Source organism: Bacillus sp. AR2-1 (genome assembly GCF_008368755.1).
GTDB lineage: Bacteria > Bacillota > Bacilli > Bacillales > Bacillaceae_G > Bacillus_A > Bacillus_A wiedmannii.
Genome location: NZ_QORY01000007.1, coordinates 406672 through 431344, shown reverse-complemented (window position 1 = coordinate 431344; position 24673 = coordinate 406672). Strand labels below are relative to the sequence as shown.

Annotated in this window: 16 protein-coding genes; 10 read left to right on the top strand and 6 right to left on the bottom strand. The window is 36.5% G+C overall.

Annotated elements, in window-relative coordinates:
• Positions 1–11: 11 nt before the first annotated feature.
• Positions 12–737 (bottom strand): glycerophosphodiester phosphodiesterase, encoded by a 726-nt coding sequence (locus DT250_RS08960; RefSeq protein WP_088065048.1) that lies wholly within the window; start codon positions 735–737, stop codon positions 12–14.
• Positions 738–889: 152 nt separating this feature from the next.
• Here DT250_RS08960 and DT250_RS08955 point away from each other — a divergent pair, with 152 nt between their 5' ends.
• From DT250_RS08955 to speB, 4 genes are all read left to right on the top strand, one after another.
• Positions 890–1297 (top strand): MerR family transcriptional regulator, encoded by a 408-nt coding sequence (locus DT250_RS08955; RefSeq protein ID WP_000276564.1) that lies wholly within the window; start codon positions 890–892, stop codon positions 1295–1297.
• Positions 1298–1302: 5 nt separating this feature from the next.
• Positions 1303–2466 (top strand): MFS transporter, encoded by a 1164-nt coding sequence (locus DT250_RS08950; RefSeq protein WP_149212954.1) that lies wholly within the window; start codon positions 1303–1305, stop codon positions 2464–2466.
• Between the two features lie 186 nt (positions 2467–2652).
• Complete coding sequence (gene speE / locus DT250_RS08945) at positions 2653–3480, top strand: polyamine aminopropyltransferase (protein WP_000424696.1); 828 nt, start codon at positions 2653–2655, stop codon at positions 3478–3480.
• Between the two features lie 218 nt (positions 3481–3698).
• Positions 3699–4571, top strand: a complete 873-nt coding sequence (speB, locus tag DT250_RS08940; RefSeq protein ID WP_001209823.1) for an agmatinase — start codon at positions 3699–3701, stop codon at positions 4569–4571.
• A 386-nt stretch (positions 4572–4957) separates the two neighbouring features.
• On the opposite strand, the gene DT250_RS08935 is transcribed toward speB, so the two are convergent.
• Complete coding sequence (locus DT250_RS08935) at positions 4958–5995, bottom strand: PTS sugar transporter subunit IIC (protein ID WP_149212953.1); 1038 nt, start codon at positions 5993–5995, stop codon at positions 4958–4960.
• A 234-nt stretch (positions 5996–6229) separates the two neighbouring features.
• Between DT250_RS08935 and DT250_RS08930 the strand changes: the two genes are divergently transcribed.
• A complete protein-coding gene (locus DT250_RS08930) occupies positions 6230–6592 on the top strand; it encodes a YxeA family protein (protein WP_000779928.1) in 363 nt (120 codons plus the stop codon).
• A 25-nt stretch (positions 6593–6617) separates the two neighbouring features.
• Here the strand turns inward: DT250_RS08930 and DT250_RS08925 are convergent, their stop codons facing one another.
• On the bottom strand, positions 6618–7604 hold the full coding sequence (locus DT250_RS08925; protein WP_149212952.1) for a S66 family peptidase: 987 nt from the start codon (positions 7602–7604) through the stop codon (positions 6618–6620).
• A gap of 202 nt (positions 7605–7806) precedes the next feature.
• Here DT250_RS08925 and DT250_RS08920 point away from each other — a divergent pair, with 202 nt between their 5' ends.
• The 5 genes from DT250_RS08920 to DT250_RS08900 all read left to right on the top strand — a co-directional run bounded on the left by DT250_RS08920 (position 7807) and on the right by DT250_RS08900 (position 11752).
• On the top strand, positions 7807–8244 hold the full coding sequence (locus DT250_RS08920; protein ID WP_000414868.1) for a YwiB family protein: 438 nt from the start codon (positions 7807–7809) through the stop codon (positions 8242–8244).
• Entirely contained in the window at positions 8244–9914 is a 1671-nt protein-coding gene (gene argS / locus DT250_RS08915; protein WP_149212951.1) for an arginine--tRNA ligase, read from the top strand. Before DT250_RS08920 ends, argS begins: the two co-directional genes overlap by 1 nt.
• 354 nt (positions 9915–10268) lie before the next feature.
• Positions 10269–10796 (top strand): RNA polymerase sigma factor, encoded by a 528-nt coding sequence (locus DT250_RS08910; protein ID WP_088065044.1) that lies wholly within the window; start codon positions 10269–10271, stop codon positions 10794–10796.
• On the top strand, positions 10783–11097 hold the full coding sequence (locus DT250_RS08905; protein ID WP_087983725.1) for an anti-sigma factor: 315 nt from the start codon (positions 10783–10785) through the stop codon (positions 11095–11097). Before DT250_RS08910 ends, DT250_RS08905 begins: the two co-directional genes overlap by 14 nt.
• Positions 11081–11752, top strand: a complete 672-nt coding sequence (locus DT250_RS08900) for an ABA4-like family protein (protein ID WP_149212950.1) — start codon at positions 11081–11083, stop codon at positions 11750–11752. The genes DT250_RS08905 and DT250_RS08900 overlap by 17 nt, the downstream gene beginning before the upstream one ends.
• Before the next feature lie 145 nt (positions 11753–11897).
• On the opposite strand, the gene DT250_RS08895 is transcribed toward DT250_RS08900, so the two are convergent.
• The 3 genes from DT250_RS08895 to DT250_RS08885 all read right to left on the bottom strand — a co-directional run bounded on the left by DT250_RS08895 (position 11898) and on the right by DT250_RS08885 (position 23959).
• The gene (locus tag DT250_RS08895; RefSeq protein ID WP_149212949.1) at positions 11898–12272 is read right to left on the bottom strand and encodes a hypothetical protein; all 375 of its coding nucleotides are present in this window, start codon (positions 12270–12272) and stop codon (positions 11898–11900) included.
• Positions 12273–12419: 147 nt separating this feature from the next.
• Positions 12420–13820, bottom strand: coding sequence for a M28 family metallopeptidase (locus DT250_RS08890; RefSeq protein ID WP_149212948.1), 1401 nt, complete (start codon positions 13818–13820; stop codon positions 12420–12422).
• A gap of 488 nt (positions 13821–14308) precedes the next feature.
• Positions 14309–23959 carry a SpaA isopeptide-forming pilin-related protein gene (locus DT250_RS08885; RefSeq protein WP_149212947.1) on the bottom strand — a complete coding sequence of 3217 codons (9651 nt, stop codon included), beginning with the start codon at positions 23957–23959 and terminating at the stop codon, positions 14309–14311.
• Positions 23960–24673: the final 714 nt, after the last annotated feature.

Here is a 24673-nt window from a genome sequence, read left to right as displayed (position 1 = left end):
AGCTCCTTCAATTAAGAAAGGAGCTCAAAGGCACGTGCTGGCCAATCGGTAATAATGACATCTACGCCATAGTCAATCATAGTTTGTAAATCTTTGTATTCGTTAATCGTATAAGGGCGGAAAACGTACCCTTGATCTTGTGCAAATTGAATAAATTCCTTTGTTAGTAATTGAAAGTTTGGATGTAAACCAGTTGCTTCTCTATTTTTTGCTTCAGCGATAGGGTCAGCAAGTGGTGTATCATATAAAATTGCTCTTGGGATTTCAGGAGCTATTTCTGCTAATAATGAAACAGAGTCGTGGTTAAATGATGAGAATATAATTTGATTAGATAGATGGTATTCACGAACGAGAGCAACAGCTTTTTCTTCAATAGTTGGATAGTGGATAACATCTGTTTTTAACTCAATATTGAGCTGTAAATTTGTCGTAGATAACCAAATGAATACTTCACGTAACGTTGGGATTTTTGCTTCATGGAAAGAAGGGTCTTTATGGCTACCAGCATCTAAAGCTTGTAATTCCGCTACCGTTTTTTCAGAAACAAGACCTATGCCATTTGTTGTGCGATCTACTGTTTCATCGTGAATCACGACAAGTTCACCATCTTTTGATAGGTGTACATCAAGCTCAATGCCGTGGGCACCAATGCGTTCTGCTTCTTGGAAGGCAATCATCGTATTTTCTGGATGTGTTCCTTTTACCCCGCGGTGGGCGAAAATAAGTGGTTTATTCATACGGAAATCTCCTTATCGTTTCTTTTCTTTCATTATGAAACTGCTTTTGGAAAAATACAATTGAATAGGATAAACATTTACAAAAGTCTAACAGTTGCACAAAAGTTAACGTTAACGTAAAATGTAATAATCGAGTGAAGGGAGGAATAAACATGTATAAAATTGATGAAGTCACAAAGCAAGTTGGTTTAACAAAACGTACACTTCGTTATTATGAGGAAATTGGTTTAATTCATCCCCCTGAACGTAGTGAGGGGAACATTCGCCTGTATACGGACGAGGACATCGCTAGAATTAAAAGGATTGTAGAAGCGAAAGAAGTATTAGGGATTACACTTCAAGAAATGCAACATTTTTTATCGTTAAAAGAAAGAATGGAGCAAAGAAGAAATAGTGAGAATCCTCGTGACCGCGAAGTGATTCAAGAAATTAAAGAGATGCTTGAAAAACAAGTGCAAACGCTAGACGAGAAAATGGAGCAAATGCAGCGTGTAAAGGCGGAACTCGAAGATAGCCTACATCGTGCAGCGACATTTTTAGAGAGTACAAAAGGAGAATGATTAAAATGGAGAGCAAACAAAAATTAGGGAGATTGATTACAGTGGTGGCTACCTTCCTTGCCTTTTCGGGTATAGGGGTAGTCGACCCAATCTTACCAAGTATTGCTGAGCAAATTGGTGCATCGCATTGGCAAGTAGAGATGTTATTTACAGCATATATTTTAACGATGGCAATTATGATGTTACCAGCTGGAATATTCGCATCAAGATTTGGTGATAAACGAATGATGACGATCGGTCTTGCGATTGTAACTGTATTTGCGTTTATATGCGGTATATCGCAAACGATTGCCCAATTATCTATTTTCCGCGCGGGGTGGGGATTAGGAAATGCGATGTTCTTCGCAACGGCGATGACATTATTGATTGCATTAAGTAAAGAAGTTCATGAAGCAGTAGGACTATATGAAGCAGCTATCGGTTTAGGGATGGCAGGCGGACCGTTATTAGGCGGGGTATTAGGTGGACATTCTTGGCGTTACCCATTTTTTGCGACGAGTATTTTAATTTTCTTAGCATTTATTTTAGTTTTCTTTTTTGTAAAAGAACCGGAGCGAAAAGTGAAACGTAAAGCGGCAGGCGTAGGGGAATTACTTAACCTGGTGAAATATAAACCGTTTATGCAAGGTGCGATTTCAGGAATGTTATACTACTACGGATTTTTCGTTGTGCTAGCATATTCACCACTTATTATGCATTTATCTGCTATTCAATTAGGGTTTGTATTTTGCGGATGGGGATTAGCGTTAGCTTACGGTTCTGCAATTTTGGCCCATAAGCTAGAAGGGAAATATGAACCGAAAGCATTGTTGAAAGGTAGTTTACTCGTATTTGCGCTTTTCTTAATCGCACTATTCTTCGTGAAAGTTATGTGGTTACAAATTGTATTAATTGTTCTATCGGGATTAGCATCTGGATTAAATAATGCATTATTTACAAGTTATGTAATGGATATTTCACCTTATGAAAGATCTGTTACATCAGGTGTTTATAACTTCGTTCGTTGGTTAGGTGGCGCAATTGCTCCAATCTTATCAGGAATCATCGGCCACACTGTTTCACCGCAAAGTCCGTTTTTAGTCGGTGGAATTGTTGTGTTAGTCGGTTGTGTAATGATTTTAATTCCGGTTCGAAAACCGGTAGAAGTAGAGAGAAAAGCCCTTTCTTAAGAAAGGGTTTTCTTTCCTATTACAGGGCAATCCCTTTTCGTACATATGTTAGAACCCTCTGACTAAAATATATTTTCGGTATTTTTGTACTTTTAACTATACTTTTTGGATGTTTTGTTTTATTTTTGTTAGGGGACATTAATGATGTCCCTATTATAAATTTGCATTGAAAGGCGTGATTGTACGATGGAACTATGGTTCACTGAAAAACAAACAAAACATTTTGGGATTACGGCGCGTATTAACCGCACATTACATACGGAGCAAACAGAATTCCAAAAACTTGATATGGTTGAAACGGAAGAGTTCGGAAACATGCTTATTTTAGATGGCATGGTTATGACAACAGAAAAAGATGAGTTCGTTTATCATGAAATGGTAGCGCACGTACCTTTATTTACACATCCAAACCCTGAAAACGTATTAGTTGTAGGTGGTGGCGATGGCGGTGTTATTCGTGAAGTGTTAAAACACCCAAGCGTAAAGAAAGCAACTCTTGTTGAAATCGATGGAAAAGTAATTGAGTACTCTAAACAATACTTACCATCAATTGCAGGCGCACTAGATAATGAGCGTGTGGAAGTAAAAGTAGGAGACGGTTTCCTACACATTGCAGAAAGCGAAAATGAATATGACGTAATTATGGTAGATTCTACTGAGCCAGTAGGACCAGCAGTAAATCTATTTACAAAAGGCTTCTACGCTGGAATCTCTAAAGCGTTAAAAGAAGATGGTATTTTCGTTGCACAAACGGACAACCCTTGGTTCACACCAGAACTAATTACAACTGTGTTTAAAGACGTAAAGGAGATTTTCCCAATTACTCGTTTATACACAGCGAACATTCCAACTTACCCAAGTGGTCTTTGGACGTTCACAATTGGATCTAAAAAACATGATCCATTAGAAGTGAGTGAAGAGCGTTTCCACGAAATCGAAACGAAATACTACACAAAAGAATTACACAATGCAGCATTCGCATTACCGAAATTTGTTGGCGATTTAATTAAGTAAGAGCGTTAAATTGAAATAAATAAAGTGTAAGTGACTCATTTAAGGTGTTTGTCTAGAAGGCTTGAACATGCTAGTTACTTACACTGCTACAAATGAAGTAGTCTTCTTGTAAGAAAAAGAAGGCACAGGTAAATCGAGAAAGAGGAGTTATAGGCTCCAAATTTGAGAAATAATGAAAGGTTGGGATACCTTAAGTTCCACACAAGGAGGAAAAGAGTATGCGTTTTGATGAAGCTTATTCAGGTAAAGTATTTATTAAAAGTCATCCAAGTTTTGAAGAGTCAGAGGCAGTTATTTACGGGATGCCAATGGATTGGACAGTAAGCTACCGTCCAGGTTCTCGTTTTGGCCCTGCACGTATTCGTGAAGTGTCAATCGGTCTTGAAGAATATAGCCCATATTTAGATCGTGAACTAGAAGAGGTAAAATATTTTGATGCGGGTGATATTCCATTACCATTTGGAAATCCACAGCGTAGCATAGACATGATTGAAGAGTATGTATCAAAACTTTTAGATGCCGATAAGTTTCCACTAGGTCTCGGCGGTGAGCACTTAGTGTCTTGGCCAATTTTTAAGGCAATGGCAAAAAAATATCCGGATTTAGCAATCATCCATATGGATGCTCATACTGATTTACGTGAATCGTATGAAGGGGAGCCTTTATCCCACTCTACACCTATTCGTAAAGTGTGCGATTTAATTGGTCCGGAAAACGTATATTCTTTCGGTATTCGTTCTGGAATGAAGGAAGAATTCGAATGGGCAAAAGAAGTAGGTATGAACTTATATAAATTTGACGTATTAGAACCGTTAAAAGAAGTATTACCGAAACTTGCAGGACGCCCAGTTTATGTCACAATCGACATTGACGTATTAGACCCAGCTCACGCTCCAGGAACAGGAACGTTAGAAGCTGGAGGTATCACATCTAAAGAATTATTAGATTCCATCGTGGCAATTGCAAATTCAAATATAAATGTAGTTGGAGCAGACTTAGTAGAAGTAGCTCCTGTCTACGACCATAGTGATCAAACACCAGTCGCAGCAAGCAAATTCGTGCGGGAAATGCTGCTCGGTTGGGTGAAATAAAAGTGAAGCCGACTGTTTAGACCCGGTGACTAAGGTTCTTTCCTGCAAAAGGTGCTTTTTACCTTTTGGCAGGGAAGGTTCTTAGACGCAAGGGTCTAAGAGGCGTAACTGGATAGAAATAAAAGCGGAAGTGGCTCGTTTAGAATGTGAGGGGATGGAGCTTCAGACGTAGAGGCGCTTTTTGCCTCGAAGGAAGAAGCGAAGCCACCGATCATTCTAGCCGCTATAGCTGGATAAAAGAAGAGCCTCCTATATGAATAGGGAGCTCTTCTTTTGTCGTTATGTGTCGGTAAGTCGATATATTAAAAAAATCGCTGATATAATTTCATTTACCGTTACACGACAAGAAAAAGAGCTACTCTCAAACAATGAGAATAGCTCTTTTCTTATGCAACTTTTTCTTCCGAAGTAATGCCGCGAATTTCATCAGCAGAACGAATTGGATATTTGCGGAATACGATTGATCCGATGTATCCAACAATAGTGGTAACGATTCCGCACAGTACGGCAGCAATTGTTACTTTTACAACGTCATTAAATCCGAATAAGACAAGAAGTCCTGGGATTGGTGATGCTGTTCCTGGTGCATTATTAACGAGCTGGAACAGAGATGTAATAATACCAGCGAGTGCACCGCCAACGAAGTTTGTCGCATAAATTGGAATTGGATTTGCTGAAACAACATCGGCTTGTGTTAAAGGCTCGATTGCTACAGCGATTGTGTCTTTCTTTGAGCAAATTTTTAGTCGCTTAAAGAAAATAAAGTTCATCGGGGCTGAGGCTGCTACGGCAAGACTACCAATTGCCATTGGTAAACCTGTTAATCCAAGCATTGCAGTTAGTGCCATAGAACTTAATGGAGAAGTAGAAATAACTGTTATTAATCCACCAAGCATAATACCCATAATGATAGGATTTTCTGTAGTTGCAACTGAAATCATAGAACCGATTTTACCGAGCGTTGCATTCACGAGCGGATCCATAAGCATGGCCATTCCGCGTGAGATTGGTGCGGCAATAAATAAAATTGCTAAAAACTCTACACCAGCCGGTAATTTCTTTTCGAGAAATTTCACGACGAAAGCGCAAACGTATCCAGCGAAAAATCCTGGTAAAATACCGAATCCGCTAGTAGCAATACCAATTAAAACAGCATATACGGGTGAAACACCGATTGCTAGTGCGACTAAAATTGCCGCTGCGACACCGCTCATACTACCAGAAGCTTCTCCTACTGATTGTAAAAAGTCATTATGAAACATCTCTCCACCGATATAACGGTGAAATGCTTCAATAAGAAAACTTGCGATTGCTGCATTAGCTAAAGCACCCATTGCTTTCATTCCGTAAGGAGCACGGTAACTAAAAAATGTAAATAGACAAAGTACAACAAGTAATAGTGCTAAACCTTGCAAGATAGCCATTTGAAAACTGTCTCCTTTGATTTTTGTAATAAAAATTTGTATCATTCAATAATAATATAAAAGTTCATGAAACGGAAAAATTTTTTATTGGGAAATTGCTATAAGTTGAAAAACCCTTACAATAATGTAAGGAAAGTGTAAGACTTTTCAATAGAGTATGGTATGCCTTTTTCCGTATAATACAGGTATAGACATAAGATTAGTGAGAAAGAAGTGCAAACAGGAGGCGCATGTATGAAATTGGTAATTAAAGTTTTAGCTGTATTCGCCATTATTTTAGGTGGAACAGCGTACTATTTAAACACGAAAACAGAAGGTGTGCATGCTTTTGTAGACAACTTCTTTTCAAATAAAGAAATACAAGATTATTATGCGGTTATAAATAAAGGTGAGAAAAAAGACGGTGAATACTTGTATACATTTAAAGGGTATACAGAAGACGGAAAGTTACAAGTTGTGAAAAGAATGATGAACCGTGAATTGCATACGGGAGCGTTTATAAAAATTTATGCAAAAGGTATGCAAGGAAAAGGATGGGCTGAAATCCCAAAAGAATCAATTCCGCAAAAAGCGTTGGAAAAAATAGAAAAACCGTAAAAGGAGCGAATCGTTCGCTCCTTTTTTAGTGCGTTAAAATGGTAATAGCTGAATTCTCTTTATTAGAAATGATTTTTGCACGTCCACCAATTGGGAAAGTGAAAATCGGGGTTGTATGCCCGAAACTTGCGTTTGCAATGATAGGTATATGTGTAAGTTCAGGCTTTGAAGCAATCATTTCTTGAATGTCTTCTATCGTACATTCTGCACCTTTTTGCATCTTTCCTATAACGATGCCTTTTACATGTTCAAAGTCAGGTTGCTGCATAAGAGAATGTAAATAACGATCAAAAGTGTTAAGGGTAGCTTTTCCAGTTAAACTATCCTCCTCAAGAAATAATATTTTCCCCTGTAAGTTTGGCATATATGGTGTACCTTGTAGTAAATTCAATGTGCTCATATTACCACCGATAATCTCTCCAGTTGCTTCGCCTTCATGAATCGAAATATAACCTTCATTTGCAATGAATTTTCGATTTTCCTGATCTATATACCAAGAATCATCGCTCCACGTTTCAGATGGCAGGACTTCAATAGGCTTATTAGAAGTTAAGCATTGTAAAAAGTAATTAGTCGTATATTCGAGACCTTTCTTCATTCCAAATGAAGAGAAATGGGGTCCTGAATATGTAATAAGTCCTGTTTTTGTGTAAATTGCATTATTTAAAGCGGTAATATCAGAATAGCCACAGAAAAATTTCGAGTTTTTTCGAATTAAATCATAATCGAGATGTTTCAATAAACCATTAGAGTTGTATCCGCCAAGTGTTGTCAAAATGGCTTTTACATTAGGGTCTCTAAATGCCTCGTGAAGGTCTTGAACGCGTGAAGAAATAGAAGAGGAAGCAAATTGATCTATCTCATCAGCATATGTTGAGAATGTAACTTGAAAGCCCATGCCAGTTAATCTTTTTACAGCAAGCTTTCTGTTTTCAGTTGAGACAATACTTAAGCTGCAAGACGGTGAAATAACTCTAATTTCATCACCCTTTTTTAATTTTGTCGGTAGCACATAACTCACCTCTTTAAATGAAAGAATATTTAGATTTAAGAAATATTTTATCATATGAAATAAAGTGAAAGTGAATTATTTTTTGAAATGGAGTTTTCCTGATTTTTCAGCAGACAGACAGAGGTTTTTTTTGATATGATAGGAAAAGTGATTTATTATAAGTAGTATTTAATATCTATAACATTTGAAAGGTGTGCAAGACGTGGAGAAACAACTTGCAGGCTTGCCGGTACACGTTCATTTCGTAACAGAAATCCGTGAAGGGGCGAGGAAGGAAACCGTTGCTTTTGAAGCAAATGGTCAATACTATGTAAAAGGTCAAGGTACATATGTAACATTCCAAGAGCCGAACGAACAGGGCGAAGTGAAAACAATTATTAAAATTCAAGATGAACAAGTTCTCATTATGCGTTCAGGTGCTGTTTCAATGCGTCAAACGCATGTGAAAGGTGAATGGACAACTGGTACGTATACGAGTGAACTTGGTACGTTTGCATTGCAAACGAAAACTGATAACGTTCTTTTTAAATGGTCGGATGAAAAGAAAAAAGGACAACTCTTCTTAACGTACGCATTGCTTCTAAGTGAACAAGAAGCTGGCAGATATACAATTACACTTAATTTGAAGGAGGCAAAATAATGAATTCTTTAGAACAAGTAAAAGGATTAATTAAAGAAGAAATTCAAGCTGCTGTATTAAAGGCAGAATTAGCGACAGAAGAACAGATTCCAAACGTTGTATTAGAATCTCCAAAAGATAAAACAAATGGTGACTTCTCTACAAATATGGCAATGCAACTTGCACGCGTTGCGAAAAAAGCACCTCGTATGATTGCAGAAGAATTAGTTGCAAACTTCGATAAAGCAAAAGCTTCTATTGAAAAAATTGAAATCGCAGGACCTGGTTTCATTAACTTCTACATGGATAATAGCTACTTAACAGACTTAATCCCAACAATCGTTAACGCTGGCGAAGCTTACGGTGAAACGAATACTGGTAAAGGTGAAAAAGTACAAATTGAGTTCGTATCTGCGAACCCAACAGGTGACCTTCACTTAGGACATGCACGTGGTGCGGCAGTAGGTGACACTTTATGTAACGTATTAGCAAAAGCAGGATACGATGTATCTCGTGAGTACTACATTAATGACGCTGGTAACCAAATTCATAACTTAGCTCTTTCTGTTGAAGCTCGTTACATGCAAGCTTTAGGCCTAGAGAAAGAAATGCCAGAAGACGGATACCATGGTGCGGACATCATTGGAATCGGTAAGCGCTTAGCTGAAGAGTTTGGCGATCGTTATGCAAAAGCTGATGCTGAAGAAAGCTATGAGTTCTATCGTTCATACGGTTTAAAATATGAGTTAGCAAAACTTCAAAAAGACTTAGAAAGCTTCCGTGTTAAGTTTGATGTATGGTTCTCAGAAACATCATTATACAAAAACGGAAAAATCGATGCTGCACTTGCAGTATTAAAAGAGCGTGACGAGATCTTTGAAGAAGGCGGTGCAACTTGGTTCCGTTCTATGACTTACGGTGACGACAAAAACCGTGTATTAATTAAAAACGACGGTTCTTACACATACTTAACGCCAGATATCGCTTACCATCGTGATAAATTAGAGCGTGGTTTCGATAAGTTAATCAACATTTGGGGTGCTGACCACCACGGTTACATTCCTCGTATGAAAGCTGCTATTCAAGCGCTAGGTTACGATAAAGAAACACTTGAAGTAGAAATCATCCAAATGGTACAACTGTACCAAAATGGTGAAAAAATGAAGATGAGTAAGCGTACAGGTAAAGCAGTTACACTTCGTGAGCTTATGGAAGAAGTAGGCGTGGACGCAATGCGTTACTTCTTCGCAATGCGTAGCGGTGATTCTCATTTAGACTTCGATATGGACTTAGCTGTATCAAAATCTAATGAAAACCCAGTATACTATGCCCAGTATGCTCATGCTCGCGTATGCAGTATCCTTCGTCAAGGTGAAGAGTTAGGATTAGCTGCAGGCGGAGACGTGAATTACAAGCTTGTTACTTCGGAGAAAGAAGTAGAGTTACTGAAAAAACTTGGTGAATTCCCAACTGTAGTTGCGGATGCAGCGCAAAAACGTCTGCCACACCGCATTACAAGCTATGCATTTGAATTAGCAGCAGCATTACACAGCTTCTACAATGCAGAAAAAGTATTAAACCAAGACAACTTAGAATTAAGTAAAGCTCGCTATGAGTTAATGAAAGCAGTACGCACTACACTTCAAAATGCATTAGCAATCGTAGGAGTATCTGCACCAGAAAAAATGTAATAAAGAAAAGCGGAGCCGACTGTTTAGCCCCGAAGGCTAAGGTTCTTTCCCACAGAAGATGCTTTTTATCTTCTTGTGGGGAAGGTTCTTAGACAGAAGGGGCTAGGAGGCAGAGCTGGACAATAAAGAAAAGCAGAAGCGGCTCGTTCAGAATAGGAGGAAGGCGCGAAGCCACCGAGTATTCTAGCCGCTGGAACTAGACATAAAGAAAAGCGGAGCCGATTTTTCGTTTTCAGTAAAAGGCAATCACACGATGTTGTGATTGCCTTTTTGTATGGAGATAATAAAAAAATAAAATTTTATCAAACAAAAGGAGAATTTGCGTCGTCTTATATAAATGACAGGAGGTTTAAGATGGAAGAAAAGGTAGAAGAATTAATTGATATATATAAGCAGCAAATATATTCCTTATGCTATAAATTAGCGAAAACGAAAGAAGATGCAGAAGATATTTTTCAAGAGACTTGGATAAAAGTTTTTTCCTCTAGGCACCAGCTTTCTTGCGTGGAAAATTATAAAAAATGGATTACTACAATTTGTGTTCGTACGTTTTATGACTTTTATCGTAAGAAGAAAAGGTGGAAAGATCGCGTATTGGATTTGTTTCATAAAGAGGATGGTGGAGAAATCGATTTCGCAGATGAAGTGAATATATCAGAAGAATTTATTCAAAAAGTGGAATCGGAAATGATACGTGAAGTTATACAGCTATTGAATGAAAAATATAAAACCGTGCTCGTACTCTACTATTATGAACAATACTCTTATAAAGAAATGAGCGAAATATTAAATATACCGATTGGTACGGTGAAATACCGCCTTAATTATGCGAAGAAGCAAATGCGGGAACATTTGGAGGGGTTCGTTTATGACGGAAGATAAGTTTGATCAGAAGATAAGAAGCAGCTTAGCTGAAGACACGATTCCAAGCGGAGAGCTGATAAATAAAACGAAACAGAGCGTACGAAATGCTCGGAAATTAGAGAAAAGATGGGTTGTTTGTATTCATGCTATTTGGATTATTTTATTAACAGTTGTTATGGAGCAGTTTGTCACTCATTTGAATCATAAAGTCCCTATGTTGATAGCAAGTGTGATTATGATGCATCTGTACGTTCCTATATATGTTGTCATACAGTCATTTTTAAAGAAGGAGTATAAATTACATGATAGAGTTCGCTAATCCATTTGTAGTATTTGAGATAGCTGGGATTACAATGCTTTTGACTTTTATAGCACTTTTAGTATGTGTAGCATCATGGGTGTATACAGATGCGAAAACGCGTGGAATAAGTAAGTGGTGGAGTGTTATAGCGATTGTATTACCATTTTTTATTGGAGTTTTGTTATATATGGTACGAAGAAGTAACAAGAAAATAGAAGGAGAACATACGATGAAGGCTATGAAAAAACAAAAGATAACATTAGTTGTCATATTTGCAAGTGCGATGTTTGTATTACTGAGTGGCTTTGCTTTCGTTCAAACGTTAGATGATATGTGGAGAGCTGGTGATATATATTTAGAAAATGAGAAGCAAGGGGAGGCCAGTTACGAGGCAAAATTCTCATCATGGGATATCGCTGGGAAAGATATTGAACTTGAGTATGCAAAAGATACAGAAGTAACATTTTCTTATGAGACAGATGCAAAACGTGGGAATTTATGCTTTAGCTTGTATGAAAGACAAGGAGAAGGTATAAGAGAGTTAAAAGAGATCTGTGAATCGAAAAAAGGTACTTTCAAAGCTACATTAAAGGCAAATGAAAAGTATGTATTTAATATAAGTGGTGTAATGGTAAAATATGGTTTTGTAAAAGTGAATTGGGAAATAAAATAAAGGGCCTTGAGAAAGGCCCTTTATTTTATCCCGCTTTAATGGGCAGTAAGACCCCCACCTCAAAATTCAGCGAAAGCAAAGAATTTAGTTGGGGGTCGGGCTGCTCATAAAAGTCCGATTGGTGAGGGCTGATTAAAGTTTCACTTTATTGGATTGTATACGTAACGGAAAAGCTAACAGGACTATAGTAAACGAAAGGTGCATGAAATTGAACATACATATTTCCATCTGTTTTTGCAGTGAAAATTCGGCCGTAACCATCAGAATAGCGCCCAATAAGGTTATGATTTGAGTCATAAACACTGTAACTAGGAGTTTTACTGTTAGGTTGAATTGTTAGTTCCTGTCCTTTTTGAAGGAAAATAGATTCTTGTTCAGAACTACTTCCAGTTTGCAAAGAATAAAATTTTGTAAAGCTTTGTTCTTGAGTGGCAGCAGCGACCTTTGTTTCAGGAATAAAAGCGGTAGCGCCAGTAATTCCTGCTAAAGTTAAAGCACTGGCTAAAATCATTTTTTTCATAGTAGAAAAAGCCTCCTTATTAGTTGTAATCATTTTTGTTACAATTAATGTTGTATAGGATAATGAGCAGGAGGAAATATGCTTTTATGCATATATATATTTTCTCAATAAAAGACCACTGATAAAAATCAGTGGTCTTTTAAATAATTAAGCAGCTTTCTGTTCGGTTTGAGCAACAGATTTTTGAAGTGTATTATAAACTCCTGTCCCGATAACTTCTAATGCCATTTTCATACGTTCAGGCGAAATGTTTTCTAACACATTATCTTGAGGCGTATGGTATACCTTCTCAATATGATAGATTAATGGATTCCAACTATCGACACCCATCCAAATAAATAGGGCGGCAGGAATACCAACTTCAGCAAATGGCACGTGATCACTAGAGCCGAATTTCCCTTGCAGTACGAGGTCATTATTTAATTGTTTACCTGCTTGTAAGGCTGCGTCTGTTACAAGGTTTGGAGAACCGTTAGGCGTCATAGCGTATAAATTCTTTGCTTTATCGTAATTTGTTGCAACCATGTCTGCGTTAAAGACACCTAGAATTCGATCGCGTTCTTTTTGGGATAAACTATTAACGTAATAATCGGAGCCAAGTAAGCCAGTCTCTTCAGAACCAAAAGCAATAAAACGAATTTCTTTATCAGTTTCTACATTTTGAAAAGCACGAGCTAACTCTAATACTAATCCTGTACCAGAAGCATTATCGTTTGCTCCAGGTGCTCCAACGACACTATCATAGTGCGAACTTACAACGACAGCTTTTTCATTACCTGTACTATTTTTTGGTTTCTTTTTAGCGATGACATTAAGTGATGTTAAGTTAGATTCATGTCTCGCTTTTAGAGAAAGAAGAGTGGTCCCTTTTTTAGCGATTTCCTCTTTAAATGCATTTCCTTGTGCATAAGCAAGACCAAAGACAGGGATAGACTGCTTTTTCGTTAGGCGGGGATTGAAGGTTTGTCCATAATTTCCGCGTCCGCCAATTAAACTGTATAAAAGGACACCTTTTGCTCCTTTGCTAACAGCATTTTCAACTTGTTTATTATAGTCTGCAACTGTTGTTCCTCTTTCAAATAGAACAATTTTTCCGTTTACTTCATTTGGGATATCCTCTAATTTTGTTCCACCTTGAACAAAGATAAGAGGAGCTGTAACAGCTTCTGTAGAAATTAGTGCGTTAGGGGCAGCGCCGGCTTGCCAATTACGCTTTGTGGATAATGGTGATTCAATAAATCCAACGTATTGATCCGGCACTTGAAATGGTTGATATTCTACTTCATAGCCCATTGATTTAAGCTGCATACCAACGTAGCGAGAAGCCCATTCTTCTGATTTTGTCCCACCAGGGCGAGGACCAATTGTTTCGGATAAGAAACGGATGTGTTCGATAGCGCGGCTTGCATCAACTTGTTTTGTGATAGGTGAAGTCTGTGTGATTTCTGACGTGGAATCAGCTTTGGCTTGTCCAATTGGAGCTAAGCTAACAGCGAGTGATACAGCAAGCAAAGAGCTTACTATTTTTTGTTTCCAAGATTTTTTCATTTTTTCCTCTCCTATTCTTCTATTCTCTCTGACTGACAAAAGAAGACGGATAACGACTTTATTTTACCGTCACCTTCATTATTTTTCAATATTCTGACATTGAGAAATAAAAAACGCTATATGCATATTTGCATATTTTTGGTGGAGATATGTATGCTATCATTTTAAATGAAGGTTCGCTTTCTGCTTGGAAAGCTCCTACATTGCATGAATCTAGTGTACCCAAACTTTAGATTATGTAGAGAAAAGAATCCTATAGGATTCTTTTCTCATGTTTGAATCATGTGATGATAAATATGTTTCCGCATTTCATACTTATTATCAGTGATATATGTAAGGCATCCATATGAAAATACGAGGCTGTTCAAAGGTTTTCCGTACTTTTGGGCAGCCTCACCCCGTTAAAAGGACGATACTCTATGTATCGTCCTTTTTTGGCATAAAAAAACACCTAATCAAATGTTCACTTGATTAGGTGTGAAAAACTATTAATAATATTTTTTTCGTTTTGTAGCTAAAATACTTAACAAACCAGCTAGTAGAAGTACGATGCCTACTGTTTGAGTAGGATCATTTTTGTGACCTGTATTTGGAAGTTCTTTACCCTTATTTCGGTCATCTTGCTGTTTGTTTATTTGTGTGTCAGGGTTTTCTTTTTCTAGTTCTTCAGAAGTTCCTTTACCATGTGTGTCAGGATTTCCTTTTTCTAGTTCTTCAGAAGTTTCTTTACCTGTTTCCTCTTCTTTATTAGGAGGAGTAATTGGTTTATCATCTCCACCGGATGAAGAATCGATTTTTTTATTTGAAACTGTAATTTGTAGTGGTGCAGCTTGAGCTTTTTCAATTGTAAAGTTTATTGGTGATGCATCTAATTGATAGCCTTTAGGAGCCTTTGTTTCCACTAATTGATAATTACCAGGTTTCAAATCATTTACGATTAATTTACCATGCCCGTCTGTTTGTAAACCTTCTCGTACTACTTTTCCGTCGTGATCTAAAATATTGAAAACGGCATCTTCAAGTGTTCCATGGTGATCAATATCAATTTTAGTTAACTCCATTGAACCTGTTGTTAAACTATTTAAAGCTGTAACAGAAGTAACTTGAGATTGTCCTTTCGTAATTGTGAAAGGAATTGGCTTAGCACTTAAATCGTATCCAATAGGAGCCTTCGTTTCAACGAACTGATAGTCTCCCGGACGTAAATCAGAAACAGAAATTTTGCCGTCTTTATCAGTAGTTAAATCAGTGCGAACATCAAGTCCGTTATGATCAACAATTTTAAAGATAGCCCCTTCAAGAGTAGAGTTGTCAACGTCGTCAAGCTTAATTAATTCGACTGAACCTTTAGTTAAGCTGTTAGTAGCAGTAACAGAAGCTTTAGTCGTTTGACTCTTTTCAACAGTAAACTTGATAGGGTTTTGATTTAAGTCGTAATGAGTAGGAGCCTTCGATTCAATAAACTGATAGTCTCCCGGACGTAAATCAGAAACAGAAATTTTGCCATCTTTATCAGTAGTTAAATTAGAACGAACGTCGTGCCCGTTCATATCGACGATTTTAAATACTGCATCTTTAAGGACAGAACCGTCAAAGTCATCCACTTTAGAAAGCTCAACAGCGCCTTTCGTTAAGCTATTCGTAGCAGTAACGGAAGCGATTTTTTCTTGTCCTTTTTTAACTGTGAACTGAATAGGTGTTTCGTTTAAGTCATAGTGATTAGGAGCTTTTGTTTCGATAAACTCATAGTCTCCTGGTGGTAATTCATCCACAACTAAACGGCCGTTTTTATCAGTAGTTAAATCAGTACGGACATCGTGTCCATCCTTATTAACAATTTTAAATACCGCACCTTCAAGTGTTGTGTTTTCTTCAACATCGTCAACTTTAATTAACTCCACACTACCTTTCGTTAAGCTGTTCGTAGCTGTAACGAAGACATGTTTTGTTTGACTTCTTTCAATTGTGAACTTAATCGGCTCTTCATTTAAGTCATAATGTTTCGGAGCTTTCGTTTCAATAAATTGATAGTCTCCAGGTTGTAAGTCTTTAGCGATGATTTTTCCATCTTTATTGGTAACTAAATTCGTACGAATATCGTTACCGTTCATATCAGTAATTTTAAATACCGCACCTTCCAGCGTCTCTTTCGCATCTAGAGAGTCAACTTTCGTTAATTCCACGCCACCTTTAGTTAAGCAATTTTTAGCAGTAACGGAAACGTGAGCTGGTTGGCTTTTCTCGATAGTGAAAGGAATCGGTGTTTTATTTAAATCATAATCTTTAGGAGCTTTCGTTTCAACGAATTGATAATCTCCTGGTCGTAAATTAGAAGCAGAAACTTTCCCGTCTTTATCAGTAGTTAAATTCGTGCGAACAACTTTACCTTTCGCATCAATGATGTTAAATACTGCATCAGAAAGTTTTGTATCTGGATTTATATCATCCACTTTAATTAATTCAACAGCACCTTCAATTAAGCTGTTAGTAGCAGTGACTTGTAGCTTCTCTGCTTGGCTTTTCTTAATTGTAAATTTAAGCGGTGTACTATCTAATTTATAATGTTCAGGAGCTTTTATTTCAATAAACTGATAGTCCCCTGGACGTAAATCAGGAACAGAGATTTTTCCATCTTTAACAGTAGTTAAGTCAGTACGAACATCATTGTTTTTGTCATCAACAATTTTAAATACTGCGCCTTCAAGAGCCGTACTGTCTATATCATCCACTTTAGAAAGCTCTACCGCACCTTTTGTTAAACTATTTTTAGCAGTAACAGAAATCGGTTCAGCTTGTCCTTTTTCAATAGTGAAAGGAATCGGTTCTTTATTTAAATCGTAGTGTTTTGGAGCTTTCGTCTCGACGAATTGATAATCACCAGGACGTAAGTCAGAAACGCTAATTTTACCTTGTGAATCTGTAGTAAGATTCTTGCGGATTACAGTGCCATTCATATCAACAATGTTAAATACTGCGTCTTCAAGAGTAGTACCATCGACGTCGTCCGTTTTAATAAGTTCAACGCCGCCTTTTGTTAAACTATTTTTCATAGTAACAGTAGCAATATCTTTCTGGCTTTTCTCAACTGTAACTACAATTGGCTTTTTGTCTAAATCATAATGTTTAGGAGCCGTTGTTTCGACAAATTGATACGTACCAGGACGTAAGTTTTCAACAATGATTTTTCCTTCACTGTTCGTTTTTAAATCCGTTTTAAGTACTTTCCCGTTTTGATCTAGTAAATTAAACACAGCATCGGCAAGTTTTGTTTGATCACTTAAATCATCAACTTTAATTAATTCGATACTACCTTTTGTTAAACTATTTTTAGCAGTAACAGAAATCGGTTCGGCTTGTCCTTTTTCAATAGTGAAATTGATTGGTGTTTCATCTAAAACGTAATGCTTAGGAGCTTTTGTTTCGATGAATTGGTAATCACCAGGACGTAGGTCGTTAATTTCGATCTTCCCTTTACCATTTGTAACAAGGTCTTTATGAATTACAGTACCCTTCATATCAACAATGTTAAATACTGCGCCTTCAAGTGTAGTGCCATCGATGTCATCTACTTTAGAAAGTTCCACTGCACCTTTTGTTAGAGCGTTTTTAGCCGTAACATGAAGCGTTTCAGTTTGGCTTTTCTTAATTGTAAATTCAATCGGTTTTTTATTTAAATCGTAATGTTCAGGAGCAGCTGTTTCAATAAACTTATACGTACCAGGACGTAGATTTTCAACAACAATTTTTCCTGCAGCATTTGTTTTTAAGCCTTCTTCAACTATCTCTCCGTCTGCATCTAATAAATTAAATACAGCATTAGCGAGCTTCGTATCAGCATCAATATCGTCAATTTTTGTTAATTCCACGCTACCTTTTTTCAACGTATTTTTACCTGTAACAGTAATTTTTCCCGTTTGACTTCTTTCAATTGTAAATGGAATCGGTGTTTCGTCTAACACATAATGTTCAGGAGCCTTCATTTCAATAAATTGATAGTCTCCAGGACGTAAATCAGAAACAGGAATTTCACCATTGTCATCTGTAACAAGGTTTGTGCGAACTTCGTTACCCTTCATATCAACAATTTTAAAGACAGCACCTTTCAGCATTATACGATCGATGTCATCAATTTTCGTTAATGTGACTGCACCTTTCTTTAAGCTGTTAGTAGCAGTAACATTAATATTTTCTTTTTGACTTTTTCCGATGGTGAACGGAATAGGATCGTTGCTTAACGTATAGTCTTTTGGAGCTTTTACTTCAATAAATTGATAGTCACCTGGGCGTAAATCAGAAGCAGAAACTTTACCATGTTCATCAGTAGTTAACCCTTTACGAACGACCTTTTTAGTATCATGAGCATCAACAATGATAAATTCTGCACCTTCAAGTGTAATGCTATCAACGTCATCCACTTTAGTTAAAGTGACGCCACCTGTAAGTAAACTGTTTTTTACAATTACAGGGACTGGCAGATCATCCTTGCGACCTTTTTTAATCGTGAACTTAATCGGTGTTTGATCTAATTTATAATGTTCAGGGGCTTCTGTTTCAATAAATTGATAATCCCCTGGTGCTAAATCTGGAATAACTAGTACCCCATAATCATCTGTTTTTAAATCTTTCATAATGTCAGTGCCAGTTGCATCTTGTAATTTGAATACAGCGCCAGCAAGAGCTATTTTGCTATCCACATCATCTTCTTTAATAAGTTTAACTTTACCTTTCGTTAAACTATTTTTAAATGTAAGTGGAAGAAGTTTTGGTTGTCCTTTTTCGATTGTAAATTCAATTGGTTCTACATTTACATCGTAATAAGTTGGAGCCTTTGTTTCGATAAGTTTATAGTTACCAGGACGTAAGTCATCTACAACTAACATTCCTTTACTATTCGTAACAAGTTCCGTACGAACAACTTCATTCGTATCTCTATTAACGATTTTAAATACTGCATCTTCAAGTGTTTCCTTTTCATCTGCAGCATTCACTTTTGTTAATTCAATACCGCCTTTTGTTAAGCTGTTTTTAGCAGTAACAGTAATTGGTGAAGTTCCTTGACTTTCTTTAATTGTGAGCTCGATAGGCGTTGTATTTTTATCGTAATACTTTGGTGCTGTTACTTCGATAAATTTATAATCGCCAGGGCGTAAACCAGTAGCGATAGCTTTACCATCCGCACCAGTTTTTACATTTTCGCGAATGACTTTCTTTTCATCATTAGCATCAACAATTTTAAATACAGCACCTTCAAGAGTTGTACCATCGATATCATCAACTTTCGTTAATTCAACATCTCCTGGTTTTAAAGCATTTTCAGCTTTTACAAGTAGAGTTTCTTTCTGACTTCTATCGATTTTAAATGGAATCGGTGTTTCGTCTAGTACATAATGCTCAGGAGCCTTTGTTTCAATAAACTTATAGTTACCAGGGCGTAACTTATCAGCTTTTGTTTTTCCATCAGCATCTGTAGTTAAGTCAGTACGAACGTCATTATTATTTAAATCGACAATTTTAAATACGGCACCTTCTAGAGGTTTTTTATCACCAAATTCATCAACTTTTAATAATTCGACTTCGCCTGTTTTTAAACTGTTTGTTGCCGTAACAGTAGCAAAAGACTGTTGGCTTTTATCGATTGTAAACTCAATAGGGTTTGCATTTAACACATAATCCTTAGGAGCTTCTGTTTCAATAAATTTATACGTACCAGGCTCTAAGTCTTTAACAGTTACTTTACCATCTGCGCCAGTTTTTACATTTTCGCGAATGACTTTCTTTTCATCATTAGCATCAACAATTTTAAATACAGCACCTGCAAGAGTAGTTTTATTATCGATATCATCAGTTTTTGTTAAAGTGACGCCACCTTTAATGAGGTGATTCGTAGCTGTAACAGTAACTGCTTTCTTTTGACTTTTTACAATTGTAAACTCAATTGGTTTTTTATCTATGTCATAGTGTTCAGGTGCTTTTTCTTCAACAAATTGATAGTCTCCAGGACGTAAATCTTTTGCTTCGATTTGTCCTTGATCATTTGTCGTTAGTTTTTCATATCCACGAATTATATTGTTATGTCGATCGCGTACACTGAACTCCGCGCCTGCTAAAGTTTTTCCATCTTTATCGACTTTTGTTAAAATGGCCGATCCTGGAATCAAACTGTTTGTTGCAGTTCGGTTTATTACTGTTGTTTGATCTTCCTCGATTTTAACCTCAATCAGTCGATCATCTAATTTATAATGTTCAGGAGCCTTTGTTTCTTTTAAGTAGTAAGTTCCTGGTTTTAAATTATCTACAGTAATTTGTCCTTTGTCATTTGTTGTTAATTCTTTATGTTCAGGAATGACTTGTTTGTTTTGATCTAGTAAAGAGAAAACAGCATGTTCAAGTTTTTCCCTACTCTTAGCATCAGTCTTTGTAAGTACTACTTTCCCGACAAACTGCTTATTTGTAAGGGTATATTTTGTAATTTCGTCAGAACCTAGCTCAACAAGTATACCTTCTCTTAATTCTTTACTAATTACATAACCTTTAGGTGCTTTCGTTTCTTTAATCATATATTTATCGCGTCGTAAGTTGTTAAACTTAGCGACACCGTCATCACCTGTTGTAATTGGTCGAATAGCGGTTGTACCTGTTTGATCATATAAAGTAAATTCTGCTCCGGCTAATGGCACTGTTTGATCTTTATCATCAACCTTTATAATTTGAAGGCTTCCGCGTCCTTTACTAGCAGAACCACCTCCAGATCCAGAAGATACTTTAACTTCAACGAACTTAACATCTTCCACTTTCGTTAATGTTAAACGATGACCAGTAATCGTCGCTTTATTACTTACCCTTTCATTATGGTCTGCATTAATGAGTGAGCGGTATTCTAAAATATAAGCTTGATCAATGGTATGAAGGAATTCAACTTTAAACTGTTGTTTCCCCGTATCGTTGTCTGTTGTTACTTTGAGTTTATAGTCTGTTCCTTCTTTTAATTCATTTGCTGTATCTTTCGTTAAAGTTCCATCCACGGCTACCGTTGTCGGATATAGATGGAAGGACTTTTCATCAAGCATTTGATTGTCTGTCGGTTCGTCTGTTACGACAGCATTTTCGATAGTTGATTGACTTGCATTAATAGAAACACTCCAATCAATATACTTGTCATTTTGTTTTGCTGTTTTCGTAACACCGCTACCACCATTTGTAATCTTGAATGCACCATGAATACTAGCAATGGTTTCTGATCCATCTTTTAAATCGGCATAATTATCGTAACGCTCATGAATTTGTTCACCTGCAAGTGAAGTTTTAAAGCTAATATGGTACGCCGTTTTAATTTCATTTTTGAAATGAATCGTTAATGTATTGTTATTATCTTTTGTTGGAGCTTCTATCGTATATTCGCTAGATGGAACAGGATCACTTAATTCAAACCCATGTGCACCACCAGTTAATTTCATATGTCGAACTTCAATAGATTCCGGTATTAATTTTTGGTTATCCCTTAATACGTCGACAATAGAAGGATCCTTAATTGTTCTATGGTTATAGTTAAATCCAATTTCCCATTTAATTTCTTTCGTTTGGGCATTGTAAGAACCGTATTTAAAGCCGTTTCCTTTTGTATAGCCGTCAGGATTGAATGTATCATCGGATGAACTATTTTTATCTTTCCCACTTATATCTTTCCATGATAACTTTGCTGTATTTTTGAATGATTTATTATTCTTTTCTTTGGATAGATTCTCGTAATTAAAGTCTGTTGTGTATGTGATAGTTAAAGTTTTATCCATATTAGACTTATAATCACCAGTTAGTCTCACTTCAAATCCCTTATCTGTTACATCAAGTGTGTAATCAATTTTTGGGTCAAGCTCTTTCGATCCGTCAGTAATTTTGAAACTATCTTTCTGTAACGTTAGGCCACCATAGTCAAACGTATCTTTGATAACAGCATCGTTTAACACGTAGTTGTTATCATTTACAATAATCGTCCATTTTGTTGTTTTCGCATTGTAATCTGTATCGCCTGCATTTTTATTATGTTTCTTTATGATGTTTTGTTGTTGTAATGTAACTTTGTTTGTTTTACTTGAACCACCATCTGCAATAATTTCATTTTCGATTTCGCCATCTGCGATGACATCACCTGCGGCCTTTGATGTGTAAGTAATTACGTAGGCACTATCAATATCAGTAGTAAACTGTAAATCAAATCCCTCAGTCGTTTCTTTTACTGTGAAGTTTGTAGCATCGTCACCAGTGACAATTTGCCCACTATCATTATAAGAAGCATTTTTTACAACAATAGAACTTTGATCAATTTTATGATCCTTATCTAGAATATCTTTTAAAAGAGCAGCCTCTTTTTTGATCTTTCTTTGGTCACCGTTGTAAGTGATCGTCCATTCGATTGTTTGCGTTTTTGGGTTGTACTTACTAGTTTTCTCTAGATGTGTACCGCGTGAAACAGTTACAGTTGCCTCTGCAGATACATCTTTTTGATTCTTGCTGGATACTTTTGCGTTGTTTTTGAAACTAGTAACACTTTCATCTGTAATCTTTGTTGCATATTCAATTTCATATGCTTTATTTGTTTCCTTTTTAAAAGCAATATTTAATTTATCAGAGGATGAAGTAAGTTCGTATTCTTCCTTAGGAACTTCTGCTCCCCGAGTCGTCTTCCCGTTAATATCTACCTCTAAATAATAAACCTTAATAGAATCTTCATTGAGACTCGCTCCATTTGGAATGTTATCTTGAAAGACTGCATTTGTAAGCTTATCTTTTGTCTTGTTCATTTCTACTTTCCAATTAATTTGATTCGTATTAATTGGTCTGTCAGGTACACCTTTTTTATCTATAGATTTTGTTACTTTAGGCTTGAAATCAAGTTCAATAACAACTTCTTTTTCTTTAATAGGGAATGGGATTTGTTTTTCTGTAGTCCCTGTAATTTTTACTTCATTAAACTCTGTACGAATGTTTAAATGCCCAGCTATATCAGGATGATCTTCAACATATTCGTTAAAAGTCATTGTTACTTTGCCATCTGGCGTAACAACGAATGATCCAATCGTATGTCCTTTTCCATCTATTAAATCTTGTGTAATCGTATTGTGGACAATAAAGTATTCTGGGAGTTGGAAAGTAAAGTAATCACCTTCTTTGACGTTCAGCGATTTCAAGACTTCCCATGTAAAATCAATTTGGGTAATAGAATTTGGATCTGGACGATTATCCGTATCATTAAATGGTTTACCGTCTTTATCCGTTAATGTGACACCTGTTAAAATATTTTCTGTAATTTGTTTAGGTGATGGATCTGGATTCTCAACAGGTTGTTCTGTTGTGTTATCCCCAGGATTATCCGTAGGTTTTTCTGCACCGCCATATTTTTGCTCCTCCGCAGGTTGCTGAGCATCGCCATATTTTTGCTCCTCCGCAGGTTGCTGAGCATCGCCATTCTTTTGCTCCTCCGCAGGTTGCTGAGCATCGCCGTTCTTTTGCTCCTCCGCAGGTTGCTGGGCATCGCCGTTCTTTTGCTCTTCCGCAGGTTGCTGAGCATCGCCATTCGCAGGTTGTTGAGCAGCGTCATTGTTCGTAGTAGGTGAAGCAGGGCTATCTACTTGAACGGGAACTGAAATGGACTTAGCTGTTGTGCCTAGAGGGAATGAGAGTTGAACAGATTTTGCACCAGGTTTTAAATCAGGATTGAATACTGTATCAAAATTGATTTTTCCGTTAGCACCTTTGGAATCTTTTACTTGATCATTAAATACTAGTTTCATTTTGTTATCATTTGCTGTAACAAAATATTGACCAATAATTTGTTGATCTGCCATTAAATTTCCTTGTTTATCACTTTTAACTTTTAATGCTTTAGGTATTTGGAGCACTGTTGAGTCTGTTTGATGATCTTTTATTGACCAAGCATATTCTAGGTGAATGGTTGATCCTACTTGTATTAAGTTTTTAGGATTTAATGCTTCGTCAATAATATGGTTTGTTGTATCTTTCATTTCAACAGTGTCAAATAATGAATTGCCTGTTAATGTTTCCGCTTTTACTTGATTGTATGGAAAACTAGCAAGCTGTGAAAATAGTACGAATACAATTAAACATATATTGAAAAGTTTTTTCATTGTGCCTCCTTTATGAATCCTTTTATTGCATAAAAATGCTTTGTGAAGGGATTGTTTGTCATGGATCAATGGGACTGACGTGATGCCTCCTTTACTGCGTATACTCTTTAGGGAAAGTATTCATATTCGATGCTTTGTAACGTAAAACGAAATGCATATTCTAATAATATAGGGAATGAATATACAAATTTCGACAAAAATTGTCGAATGAAATCCTGATAAGGAATGATATCAGACCTTTATAGGTTGAGATTTTTTACGTGGTTCTTTATAAAATAGGTACATGCAAAAAATATGCAGTGAAATGCTTAAACTATTTTATAATGGCCTGTATTCTTGTAATGTGCAAAGAATCGTTATAAAGGTAAGTTTTACGATACCTGCTAACCCAAATAATGTATCTTATTGTAAAAAATTCTTTCGTATTGAGGTAGTAATAAAATGTAGCTTGAATTTGGTCAGAATGAAGAAAATATGTACTGTCTAAAAGAGTATACAATTCGTAGATTAAAGCGTAGATAGCGTTTTATAATAAATAAGAACGCATTCCTTTAATCGATGCTATTAAATAAAAAAAGAAGGTACTCCCTTGATCATCTTTTATGAGAGATAATCATCAATCACCTTCGTTAAAAATTATATACGTAAATGAAAAAGAGTTCAACCGTATTGCCTCTTTTCAAAAAAGTATGTAAAAAGAACCGCTTCCTACTA

Coding starts and splice junctions, on each gene's coding strand:
- DT250_RS08960 (WP_088065048.1), bottom strand. CDS start 737: ATGAATAAACCACTTATTTTCGCCCACCGCGGGGTAAAAGGAACACAT.
- DT250_RS08955 (WP_000276564.1), top strand. CDS start 890: ATGTATAAAATTGATGAAGTCACAAAGCAAGTTGGTTTAACAAAACGT.
- DT250_RS08950 (WP_149212954.1), top strand. CDS start 1,303: ATGGAGAGCAAACAAAAATTAGGGAGATTGATTACAGTGGTGGCTACC.
- speE (WP_000424696.1), top strand. CDS start 2,653: ATGGAACTATGGTTCACTGAAAAACAAACAAAACATTTTGGGATTACG.
- speB (WP_001209823.1), top strand. CDS start 3,699: ATGCGTTTTGATGAAGCTTATTCAGGTAAAGTATTTATTAAAAGTCAT.
- DT250_RS08935 (WP_149212953.1), bottom strand. CDS start 5,995: ATGGCTATCTTGCAAGGTTTAGCACTATTACTTGTTGTACTTTGTCTA.
- DT250_RS08930 (WP_000779928.1), top strand. CDS start 6,230: ATGAAATTGGTAATTAAAGTTTTAGCTGTATTCGCCATTATTTTAGGT.
- argS (WP_149212951.1), top strand. CDS start 8,244: ATGAATTCTTTAGAACAAGTAAAAGGATTAATTAAAGAAGAAATTCAA.
- DT250_RS08910 (WP_088065044.1), top strand. CDS start 10,269: ATGGAAGAAAAGGTAGAAGAATTAATTGATATATATAAGCAGCAAATA.
- DT250_RS08905 (WP_087983725.1), top strand. CDS start 10,783: ATGACGGAAGATAAGTTTGATCAGAAGATAAGAAGCAGCTTAGCTGAA.
- DT250_RS08900 (WP_149212950.1), top strand. CDS start 11,081: ATGATAGAGTTCGCTAATCCATTTGTAGTATTTGAGATAGCTGGGATT.
- DT250_RS08895 (WP_149212949.1), bottom strand. CDS start 12,272: ATGAAAAAAATGATTTTAGCCAGTGCTTTAACTTTAGCAGGAATTACT.
- DT250_RS08890 (WP_149212948.1), bottom strand. CDS start 13,820: ATGAAAAAATCTTGGAAACAAAAAATAGTAAGCTCTTTGCTTGCTGTA.
- DT250_RS08885 (WP_149212947.1), bottom strand. CDS start 23,959: ATGAAAAAACTTTTCAATATATGTTTAATTGTATTCGTACTATTTTCA.